The sequence below is a fragment of the Gemmata sp. genome (assembly GCF_051859125.1).
GTDB lineage: Bacteria > Planctomycetota > Planctomycetia > Gemmatales > Gemmataceae > Gemmata.
Genome location: NZ_JBHYGG010000034.1, coordinates 10,004 through 20,856, shown reverse-complemented (window position 1 = coordinate 20,856; position 10,853 = coordinate 10,004). Strand labels below are relative to the sequence as shown.

Annotated in this window: 9 protein-coding genes; 3 read left to right on the top strand and 6 right to left on the bottom strand. The window is 72.5% G+C overall.

The window, feature by feature from the left end; all coding sequences use genetic code 11:
* Positions 1-201: 201 nt before the first annotated feature.
* Positions 202-1,287: a DUF4394 domain-containing protein gene (locus tag ACTIGN_RS04805; protein ID WP_439621667.1), complete on the bottom strand. Its 1,086-nt coding sequence runs from the start codon at positions 1,285-1,287 to the stop codon at positions 202-204.
* Between the two features lie 562 nt (positions 1,288-1,849).
* On the opposite strand from ACTIGN_RS04805, the gene ACTIGN_RS04800 reads away from it, so the two are divergent.
* On the top strand, positions 1,850-2,977 hold the full coding sequence (locus ACTIGN_RS04800) for a DUF1559 family PulG-like putative transporter (protein WP_439621666.1): 1,128 nt from the start codon (positions 1,850-1,852) through the stop codon (positions 2,975-2,977).
* A gap of 12 nt (positions 2,978-2,989) precedes the next feature.
* Positions 2,990-5,164 carry a protein kinase domain-containing protein gene (locus ACTIGN_RS04795; protein WP_439621665.1) on the top strand — a complete coding sequence of 725 codons (2,175 nt, stop codon included), beginning with the start codon at positions 2,990-2,992 and terminating at the stop codon, positions 5,162-5,164.
* Between the two features lie 123 nt (positions 5,165-5,287).
* Here the strand turns inward: ACTIGN_RS04795 and ACTIGN_RS04790 are convergent, their stop codons facing one another.
* From ACTIGN_RS04790 to ACTIGN_RS04770, 5 genes are all read right to left on the bottom strand, one after another.
* On the bottom strand, positions 5,288-6,196 hold the full coding sequence (locus tag ACTIGN_RS04790) for a hypothetical protein (protein ID WP_439621664.1): 909 nt from the start codon (positions 6,194-6,196) through the stop codon (positions 5,288-5,290).
* A gap of 585 nt (positions 6,197-6,781) precedes the next feature.
* Entirely contained in the window at positions 6,782-7,189 is a 408-nt protein-coding gene (locus ACTIGN_RS04785) for a hypothetical protein (RefSeq protein WP_439621663.1), read from the bottom strand.
* A gap of 31 nt (positions 7,190-7,220) precedes the next feature.
* Positions 7,221-7,766: a hypothetical protein gene (locus ACTIGN_RS04780; RefSeq protein ID WP_439621662.1), complete on the bottom strand. Its 546-nt coding sequence runs from the start codon at positions 7,764-7,766 to the stop codon at positions 7,221-7,223.
* Positions 7,767-7,841: 75 nt separating this feature from the next.
* Entirely contained in the window at positions 7,842-8,453 is a 612-nt protein-coding gene (locus tag ACTIGN_RS04775) for a GNAT family N-acetyltransferase (RefSeq protein ID WP_439621661.1), read from the bottom strand.
* A 617-nt stretch (positions 8,454-9,070) separates the two neighbouring features.
* Positions 9,071-9,457, bottom strand: a complete 387-nt coding sequence (locus tag ACTIGN_RS04770; protein ID WP_439621660.1) for a hypothetical protein — start codon at positions 9,455-9,457, stop codon at positions 9,071-9,073.
* A gap of 285 nt (positions 9,458-9,742) precedes the next feature.
* On the opposite strand from ACTIGN_RS04770, the gene ACTIGN_RS04765 reads away from it, so the two are divergent.
* Positions 9,743-10,627 carry a GNAT family N-acetyltransferase gene (locus ACTIGN_RS04765; RefSeq protein WP_439621659.1) on the top strand — a complete coding sequence of 295 codons (885 nt, stop codon included), beginning with the start codon at positions 9,743-9,745 and terminating at the stop codon, positions 10,625-10,627.
* Positions 10,628-10,853 lie beyond the last annotated feature (226 nt).

Here is a 10,853-nt window from a genome sequence, read left to right as displayed (position 1 = left end):
CGAGCGAGGGTTCACGTGAACCCTCGCTCGGCGCTCGGGCTCGGACCACTACGAATGCAACAGATTCGGTATGAGCCCCCCGGTGGAGTGTGAATTGCGGTTCGAATTGCGCCTTCACCGGGGGACTCACCTCCCCCGCTCGCCATGATGCCAAACCAAGAGGCACAACTTGATCGCGAGCGCGACGCGCGTGCGGCTCGTTCACACCCCGATTGCAAGCGGATCGAGGCTGCTGATCGACTGCGAGAACCCGAACATGCCGCCGCCGCCGAAGAGGCCGCCGCCGAACGTCGTCCCCCCGCCGAACGGCGAGAACGGCCCGAACGGGGAGCCGCCGGCCGGGGTCGTCGTCGTCGGGAACGGGATGCCGCCGGTCGTCGGGAACGGCTGCGTCGGCGTGAACGGCGGCACCGTGGGGGGCGGCGCGAGCGGGCTGGTCGCGGGGAACGGGCTCCCCGTCGGCGTCGGGAACGACGGGGCCGGGAACCCGAGCCCCTGCGCCGCGGCCACGTCGAGGATCAGCGCGCCCGCCGGGCCGACCGTGCTCACCAGCGACAACTGCCCGGTCGCCAGGTTCACCCGCCCGAACACCGAGAACGCCGTGCCCTCCTGTTGCAGCGTGACGTACCCGACGTTGAGTGCCGGGTCGATGTCGAACCCGACGCGGTTCGTCACGTTCAGCCCGATCGAGCCCACGGTCCGGTACACGCCGGCGTTCGGGTCGCCGACGCCCACGGCCAGCGTGTCGGTCGTGTGGTCGATCCCGAACACCTGGGTGGTGAGCGCGAGCGTGACGCTGTTGGTGAACGCGATCGCCGCGAGGCGCGGGGTCCGCCCGGCCAGCGGGTCGCCGCCCTGGTAGCGGAGCGGGCTGCCGATCGCCTCGATCGCCCCGGACGACGGGTTCACGGCGAAGTTGCCGCCCGAGAAGTTCACCACCCGGAACTGGTTGCGGACCGGGTCGAAGTCCATCCCCACGCTCGCGCCGGGGGCGACCTGCCCGCCGATCTGCGTGGCCCGGCCGGTCTGCGGGTTGATGAGGTAGATCCGCCCCTGGGTGCTGCGGCCGTAGAGCCCGCCGCCGACGCGGGCGTCGATGTCCGTGACCCGCTCGCCCGGGGCGGCGAGGCCGGTGAGCGGGACCGAGCCGAGCGACACGGTGGGGTTCGCCGAGTCGAACGCGAGGAGCCGCTGCGAGTTGGTGACGCCGTAGAGGATGGCGGGAACCTCGCGGGCCTCGAGCGCTTCGACCGCGAGCCGGGTGCGGGGGGCAGTGGTGCGCGACATGGCGGGTGAGTTCCAAGGGGGCGGGCGACGGCCGCGGCCGCGCGACACGGCGGGGCGTGACCGTCACAACTGCAAACCGAGTACCAGAGCGTGCCGCCGGCGGCCGCCCGCGGCCGTGCCCGGCCGCCTTGTGCGCGCCGGACACACCCGCGGCTCACCGTCGAAGCAGGCTTTGCCGCGACGTAACAGTACCGATACGGGTTTCGCATTATGTTATTGACAGGGTGATTGTCGGGTGTAAGGTTCAGGCACTGTCGCCCGTCTGGGTCGTCGCCCACGTCCCCGAGAGCGTCCCGGCCCGGTGGCAATTACGCCCTGCAGCGGAACGTTGGGTCCGCCGCCTCAATCCGAGTCGCCATCCGGCCCCGTCCGGTCGCGCAACTCGACTCGCCCGCGGAAGTTGGCACCCGGTGTGCGAGCCGGTCCCGCACCTCCGTGGCCGAACGGTTCCGACCGACCCCGCGCCCCGCGATCTGTTCGCCCTGTTGAGACCCCCGCACCCGGTCGTGCTCCGGCCACCCGCCGAAGGGTGGTCGGGCCGTCTCCAGGAAGGCGGTGCCCGATGAGCCCGAACGCTCCCACTCGGTGCGGCCTGTCGGTCCTCGAGCTCCTCGTCGCCGTTTCCATCGTCGGGGTGCTCGCGGCCCTCGTGGTGCCGGGGGTGCAGCGGGTCCGGGTCGCCGCCAAGCGGACCCAGTGCGCGAACAACATGCGGCAGATCGCCGCGGCCGCACAGACGCACGTCACGGCTTACGGCCGCCTGCCGGTCGGGATCCACATGCCCTACGCCCTCAAGGCCAGCCCGCCGTCGATCGCCGACGCCTCCGGCATCCCGCCCCCCGAGCTGCTCTACGACCTGACGCTGACCGACAGCCCGGCCCGCCGCAACAGCGACCCGATCCGGTACGATTTCGGGCCGAACTGGGCGGTGCTGCTGCTCCCGTTCCTCGACCAGGAGCACCTGTACAAGGCCGCCCGGCCCGGCGACTACCTCCCGGGGTACGCCAGCGGCGACGCCGCGAAGCGGGACCACTGGGTGAACGTGCTGAGGGACAAGGTGGTGCCGACGTACCTGTGCCCGGCCGACGCGGGGAACGCGAAGCCGTTCTCGGGGTACACGCAGAAGCCGGGGCCGTGGGCGCGCGGGAACTACGCCGCCAACGCCGGCCCCGGGTGGTGGCAGATGTCGCTCAACGGCCGGTCGTACCCCGAGGCGCACGGCAAGACGGGGCCGGTCATGGCGATCAACTTCGGGGCGGTGCCGGCCGAGATCCGCGACGGCGCGAGCCAGACCGCCATGTTCACCGAGGTGCGGGTCGGGGTGAACGAGCGGGACCCCCGGGGCGTGTGGACCATGGGGTTCCCCGGGGCGAGCATCACCGCGGCCAACGCGATCGGCGACTGCCCGACCCCGAACGACCGGGTCGAGACGTCGGACGACGTCCAGGGGTGCCCGGAGTTCTACTACTCGGGGATCGGCACCCGGCACCAGATGGGGTGCAACACGGGGTTCGCGAACCTCGGGTGGCCGAGCTGGCAGGCCCAGACCCGGAGCCGGCACCCGGGCGGGGTGAACGTGTGCCTGGCCGACGGCGCGGTGGTGTTCGTCCGCGACGCGGTCCACCAGGGCGTGTGGTTCCGGCTCCTCAGCAGCAACGACGGCCAGACCGTCGGCGGGTACACGGACTGAGCCCGGACGCACATGGACCCCGACGACCCCCCGACGACGGCGAACCGGCCCCCGCCCCGAGCGGACCGGACGGAGCACATCGCCAGCAGCAACATTCACGCGCCCCCGCAGCCCGGGGGCGCCGCGGGCGGGCCGCGGCCGCCGGCGCCGGCCCCCGACTTCCCGGCCGTCGGCGACACCCTCGACAACTGCGTGCTGGTTGCCGAACTCGGCCGCGGCGCGTCCGGGCACGCGTTCCTCGCCCGCCAGCCGGCCCTGGCCGACCGCCCCCTCGTCCTGAAGGTGACGCGGCACTCGTCCCGCCACGAGCACCTGAACCTCGCCCGGCTCCAGCACACGCACATCATGCCGCTGTACTGGGCCACCGCGGTCGGGGCGACCGGCCTGCGGGTGCTGGCGATGCCGTACCTGGCCCGGACGACGCTGGCCGCCCTGGTGCACCGGCTCGGCGACCGGCCCGTCCGCGACTGGACCGGGGCCGCGGCGCTGCGGGTGCTGGAGGGCGACCAGGACTCGGTGCCGGTGCGGATCGCCGCCCAGCCGCACCTCGCCGGGGCGCTCGGCCGGGCGTCGTGGGTCGAGTTCGTGGCCCGCACCGGGCAGGCCATCGCCGAGGCGCTGGCCTACGCCCACCAGCGCGGGCTCGTCCACCTCGACCTGAAGCCCGCGAACGTGCTCGTCACCCCGGACGGCCAGCCCATCGTCCTGGACCTCGACGTGGCCCGGCAGCCGATCCCGGCGAACACGCCCACGGTCCCGTGGCTGGGCGGCACGTGGCTGTACATGTCGCCCGAGCAGCGGGCCGCGATCACCGCCCTTTCGGGCCTCGACCCGATCCCGCGGGCCGTGGACGGCCGGTCCGACCTGTACTCGCTCGGGCTCATCCTGGCCGGGGCGCTGGCCGGGACGCCGGGCGACGAGCCCCCGCCCGACCCCCGCGACTTGCCCCGGCTCAACCCGCACGTGTCCCGGGGGCTGGCCGCGGTCGTGGCGAAGTGCCTGGCCCCGGACCCGGACGACCGGTACCCGACCGGCACCGCGCTGGCCGAGGACCTGGGCCGGCACCTGAGCGAATTGCCGCTGCGGGGGGTGCGGGACACGCTCCCCGAGCGTTGGCGGAAGTGGCGGCGGCGGCGGCCCCTGGGCCTGCCCCTCGCCGTGCTGCTCGCCGCGTTCTGCGGCACCGCCGCGGCCGCCGGCCTCGCCCTGTACCAGCGGAACGAGGACCGCCGCCGCGAGGTCGAGGCCGCGCTGCACGACGGGGAGCAGTACCAGCGGCTCGGGCAGTACGAGGCGGCCGTCGGCCGGTTCCTGGCCGGGGCGGACCTCGCCGAGCGGACCCACGGGGCCGACTCCGTCCGGGCCGAACTCGCCGCCCGGGTGCGCGAGGCCCGGCAGCGGCAACTGGCGAAGGAACTCGACGCGGTCGTCGGGCAGATGCGGTTCCACGCGCTCCAGGACCACACCCCGCGGCGGCTCCAGTGGGTGCTCGAAGGGGCCGGCCGCAAGCTGTGGGCCGAGCGCCGCGTCCTGCTCGACCGCTCGGGCGGGCCGATGGAACAGGCCGCCGAGGCCGACATCCGCGACCGGCTCCTGGAACTGGTCGTCCTGTGGACCGACCTGCACGCCCGGCTCGCCCCGGTCGCGCACGCCGGGGCCGCGCGGGACGAGGTCCGCGAGGTGCTCGCCGAGGCCGAGCGGGCGTTCGGGCCGTCGCTGGGGCTGGGGCTGGCCCGCGAGCAGAACGGGGAGCCGCCGGCCGGGCCGCGGCCCGAACCGCGGGCGGCGTGGGAGTTCTGCGCGCTGGCCCGGGCGGCGCTGGCCCGGGGCGACGCGGCCGCCGCGGTCACGCTCTGCGAGGCGGCGGCCGCCCGCGAGCCGCTCGGGTTCGTCCCCAACTTCTACCTCGGCGTGAGCCTGCTGAGGGCCGAGCGGTACGACCGGGCGGCCCGGGTGCTGGCGCTGTGCGTGGGGCAGAACCCGGGGGCCGAGTGCCTGGTGCTGCGGGGGCGGGCGCTCGCGGGACTGGGCGAGGTCGAACTCGCGCTGGCCGACTTCACCCTCGCCGTGGAGCGCGGCCCGGAACTGGGGGTGGCGTACCTCGCGCGCTCGCAGGCGCTCCGCCGCCTGGGCCGCACCCGCGAGGCCGACGTCGACGAGAAGACGGCCCGCTCGTTGGGGGAGTGACGGCGCGGCGCAACTCACGCCAGCGCGGCCTCGTCGGTAACGCACCCGGGTAGGTCCGGGTCGGGCGCGCCCCGGTCCGGCCCGCCGGGGTCCGGTCCGTGTGCCAGACGCCCGGGCGAGTGATCAGCGGCGGCCGCGGCGGGGGGAGTGCATGGGGGCTGGGGCGGTGTTGCGCCGCCCGATCCCGGTCACCTCGACCAGTACCGCCAGCGCCAGCAGCAGTCGGTGGGCGGCCGGGTCGCCGGCCCCCGCCGGGGCCACCTCGGCGACGTGCCCTTCGGGGTCACCGAACCCGGACACCGTGAGCTTCGCCTTCCCCTGCTGCACCGCGTCGACCGCGTCGGCCATCGCCTCCGACCGCACCGTCCCGAGCCGCCGGCCGTCCGGCAACGACACCGCCAGCCCGACCAGGTCGGCCGCACTCCCCATCGCACCGATCGCCGCCAGCGGCTCGCCGTCCGTGTCCACGAACGTGAGGTCGGCCCGGTTCCCGAGGACCTGGCCGCGGAGCTTGAACGTGCCGACCTTTTGGCCCGCGGTGTCGAGCAGGTCGGCGTCCACCTGCGTCGGGGCGAGCGACGACAGCTTCGACGCGGTGGTGCGACGGACCACGAGCGACACCAGGTTGTCCCCGCCCTCGTCCTCGCGCACGTCCCACCGCACCGGCTTCGTCGACCCGAACAGCATCCCGAGCAGGTCGAACGGGCGCTTCTCCTTGCGGACCACGGCCAGCGGAGTCTTCTTGTCGTCCGGTGCGTACACGCGGTGGGTGACCTTGGCCGCCCCGCCGAGCTTGAACCCGGTGAACGCCTTGCCGCGGACGACCAGTTTCAGGCGAGTGAAGAGGGCGGGGGTACCGGGCGGCGGGGCGGCCGTCGGCTTCTGGTGCGGCTCGGCCTCGGGCGCGGCTGCCGCGGGAATCGTGAGCGGGGTCTGACAGGCCGGGCACTTCGCGCGCCTGCCGGCCTGCTCGTCACTGACTTTGAACTTCTTTCCACACCCCACACCGGGGCAGACGACCGCGATTGGCATCGGGAGAACTCCCAATCGGTGAGTGAACGGGACGGTGAACAGTCGCGCCAATCACAACCTTAACCACAATGTCGCCGGCGGAAAAGACACTGTTACCGGCTCCAGAGCGGGTCCCCTGTTCGATCAGTCGGACACCGAGCGCGTACCACGCGAACACCTCGGCACCGCCCTGACGCCAGGGGACCGCACCAACATCGAATACCCTCCGCCGCCGAAAGAATCCCCGCAAGCCGCGTGCGTTGCGATGAGGGCGATCAGCCCTGACATTCCGGAGGCTCGCGGTTCCAGCGGGCACCATTTTGGCCCTCGACCCGGGGCGGTACAAGAGCGCCGCGTGCGTTTACCACCGGCACCGCCGCGGGAACGCGTTCTGGGAGAGTGACAGTCGGTTGTCACTGGCGTGACGGCCGGCCGACCCCGTAGAGCTGTTCGGCACCGCCTCGGCGGTGACGGTCCGTTGTCACTGTCGTGTGATGAGAGGCCAGCGAAAGAACCATCCCGGTGCGGCCAAGTGATCCTAAGGAGGGGAAGCTGTGGTGAACGAGTGCGAGGAGACTGGGCTTCGACATGCTTCAGGGCGGGCGTTCAGACCGACCCAGGAGCTTCGTTTTCATTCAAGTCGGTTGGCCATGAGAGCGGTTCGGCGCCTGCCCGCCACAGTTCTGGGTACATGTCGCCGCTGATCGTCAGCGCGCAGCCATCGGCCATCGCCTTTGCGCACACCCGCCGGAACTCCGCGAGTTGCGGGTGCGGCGACCACCACCCGGCGAGCCGCCGAATCTCCTGTGCGAGCCGGGCCAGACGGTCGCCCGCGATCACGAGCGTCGGGCTTTTGTACCGCAGCAGAGCGATCTCTCGCAGGACTGCGTACGGGCCAGACTCAGCGCGGCAGCGATTGTAAATCAGTTCGTAGAACCGCTGATTCAGATACAGCGCGCGGTGGTTGGTGTGATCGTCCGGCGGGGACCAGGAGTAGCACACAAGGAACGCCACCCGCTACGCCCTCCGCCGCCGAACAACCAGCTCACCTGCGGCGGCCGGCCTTGCGGCGGCCGACAGGTGCAGTGCCGGGTTCGGCGTCTGGGGCCGACCCGTACCGCTCGGCGTACTCGTCATGTTGCAGCCGCGACTCGATGTCCACGGCGGACGCCCACGCCACCGCCGGCGACGGCCGCCCCGTCGCCATGAAGTCTGCCACAACCTGATGGGCTGGCCCCTCGGGCACGAAGCTCGCCGCCCGATACCACTGCGTCTCGCCCCAGCACCAGTGCAGGGCATGCCCCGGCGGCCCGGTCGGGTCGAGCGGGGCCAGCCACTCGCCCGCCCCAGCCGGCCCCGCAGGGCGGCTGTACTCGAAGTACCACCCCCAGTCCGGGTGCTTGATCAGGATCAGCTGTGTCTCAGGCTCCCGACTACCGCTATTCCCGGTCGGGGCAGACGGGTCGTGCCACTGCAACTCGGCAACCGGCTGGTATCCCCAGTGCTCGTCGTAGGGCAGGGCCATGACCGCGAACACCTCGTCGGGCGTCGGGTCGAGCGACTCCTCGCAGTTCGGTCCTCGGAACAACACCCGCTGTGGCTGCCCCACGCCAGAAGCCCTCCGCCGAACAAAAAGCTCAGCAGCCGCGGCCGTGAGCGCTGAGCGTCAGGAACCGCTACCGGGGCCCCGGTCTGCTGCAGCGTTCGGTTCGGGGTCTGCGACCCACTCCGACCGGAGCAGCCCGTAGACCACCCCGTCCTGCCACTCCCCGGCCACCCGATAATGCTGCCGCAGCACGCCCTCCCGGCGGAACCCCAGCTTCTCCAGGTGGCGTATCGACGGGGCGTTCCGCGGGTCGGCGTCGGCGAACACCCGGTGCAGCCCCAACCGCCCGAACGCGAACCCGAGCACCGCCGGCAGGGCGGCCGCCACGTGCCCGCGACCCCAGTGGACCCGGCCGAGGGCGAACCCCAGTTCGGCCCGCCGGTTGGCTGGGTCAAGGGCGGCCAGGGTGCAGGTGCCCACCACCGCACCGCCGGCCTCGATGCCCCACTGGAACAGGGTGCCGGCCCGGAACCCGGCGCGGATGTCGGCGAGCAGGGCGGCCGCCGCGGGCAGGTCCGGCAGGGTGCCGAACCCCCAGTACCGGGTCACCGCCGGGTCGCCGAACACGGCGAACAGGGCCGGCACGTCGGCGTCGGTCAGCCACCGCAGCCGAACCCGCCCGGCGTCGAGCGTCGGCAGCCTGTCGCCGAGGTCGAAGCCCGCCACCCCCATCCGCGCTCCCTCCGCCGAACTTGGAATTAGTTTGCGCGAGCAGAACGCTTGCTCATTGCGCGTTGCGCAAACTAACACCGGTAAAACCACCCGTTAGTTTGCGCGGCGCGCAAACTAACAGGGTAACAGCCAAATTGCGCCGGGCCGCCGATGACCCACGCAGGTGGCACGTCTGCGAGATTGTCCAACGCCGATACCTCTCCGTCAAGCATCCGGATTCGCGTCGGGGTTGGTCCGTCGCTCATCTGGTGATCCCGCGGGGTCGGGTCCACGGCGTAGCCCGCTCTCGGGTGAAGTTGAGGTCCAAATTCTTGTGTGACGCGAACGACCATTGCGGAGAGTGGCACTCGTGTGCGAGGAGTCGGGGATCGTTCGCGAGGCTCTCCCCTACGTTCGCGAAGAGTTGGCCTCGTTCGCGAAGAGTTTGGAGTCTTCGCGAAGAGTCGGCGTCGATTGCGGAGACCCCTCCCCAAACTCGCCGCACACACGTTCCCGCTACACCTCAACCGCCGGACGACACCATCAACGGAGGCGGCCCGTGTGCGGGCGGTACTCGGGTAGCCCCAAGTTACCGGTCGCACACGGGCCGCAATTTACGCTCGGCGAACGGGGTCGCGTTAGCGGCTCCCCACCGAGGGCTGGGCCGGCTTCTGCGGCGCCAGGAGCCAGCTCCCGAACCCGCTCCGGCCGCTCGGGGTCGGTGCGGCCGGGGCCGCGGGCGGGGTCGGCACCGAGGGCAGCGTGCCCGGGCCGGGCGTCGCGACCGGGGCGCCGATCGGCCGCGCGTCCTTCGCTTCCTTCTCCAGCTTGTCGCTCGCGATCTTCCCGACCTTCTGGAAGAACGACGACGAGTCCTCGACCACCTTGTTCGTCTTCACCTCGGTCTCGATCTGGAGGTTCCCGTTGAGCCCCTTGCCGACGCTCAACTTGTACCAGCCACAGTACCAGCCGATGCCCGCGAACCCGACCACCAGTAGCCCGATCAGGGCGAGTAAGTTCCGCATTGTGGTGTCCCCGTGGCGAGTGAAAGTCGACGCCCCGAATACCACCCGCCCCCCGGCCGGACAAGCCCAGCTTCGCGCGCCCGCTCGTCCGTTCCGCGGCCGGGGACGGTCGGTCACTCGCTCCGCGAGTGACACCAGCAGCGCTCCGAGACGGGCGGGTCGGTGTTGCCGCGCCGGGGCGCGACTCGCGGAGCGAGTCGCCCACCGACTCCGACTCCCGAACGCCACCGCCCCGCGGCCCCGCAATTCCGTGCGACCGGTCCGGGCGCGTGGTACACTCCAGGCATGATTTACACGATCTCCCCCGCCGCCGCGGCCGAGACGCCGGACGCGCTGCGGCTCGCCTTCGGCACCCCCGAGCGGGCCGAACCGTACCTCGCCGCTCTCGGCGGGGGCGAGCGCGACCCGGTGGGGCTGTTCGTCGCCCGGTCCGGGGACGGGCGGATGTGTGGGGCGATCCTGGCGCAGCCGCTCCGGGGCGGGCTCGGGGTCGCGTGGCCGCCGCGGGCCGACTCGCCCGAGGCCGAGGACGCGCTCGTCCACGCGGCCGCCGACTGGCTCCGGCGGTCCGGGGTGAAGGTGTGCCAGGCGTTCGCGACCGACGACGAGCTCCCCGACCTCGGGCCGCTCGCCCGCAACGGGTTCGTCCGCACCACCGAACTGATCTTCCTCCGCCGCCCGCTCGCGGCCGACGAGGTGCCCCCCGAGCCGAAGCACCCGATCGTGTTCGAGCCCGAGGGCCCGCCGTTCTCGGACCGGTTCCGCACCGCCCTGCTCGCCACCCACGAGCGGAGCATGGACTGCCCCGAACTCACCGGCGGGCGGACCGAGGAGGAGCTGCTCGCCGGGTTCTCGGACTCGGGCACCGGGAACGAGTGGTTCCTGGCCGTCGACCGCGAGGTGGTGCTGGGCGTGGTGCTGTTCGCCCCCGGTCCCGAGCCCGACGTCGTGGAGCTGTCGTACCTGGGCGTGGTCCCGCTGTTCCGCAAGTGCGGGTACGGCGGCGAGCTGCTCGACTTCGCGGTGGCCGCCGCGACGCTGTCGAAGGTCAAGGCGCTGGTGGTCACCGTCGACGCCCGCAACGAGCCCGGGCTGAAGCTGTACACCCGCCGCGGGTTCGTCGAGACGCTGCGGCAGTCGGTGTTCCTGGCGCAGTGGCCGACCGAGTAGCGGCCCGGCTCGGACGAAATCCGTTGGAGATCCGCCGGATGTGGCTGGCGGGGCGGCCCCCGGGGGGGCGGCGAACAAACAAAAGCCCGGTGGGGGGGAGGGGGGGGCCCCCCTGGCGGGGCGCCTTTTCGGGCCCGGGCTGGAGCCCTTGCCCAAAAATCCCGGCCGGCAGGGCCACCCCGCCCCGCCGCGGGGGGCGGACCGACGGGGGGTGCTTCTTTTGCCT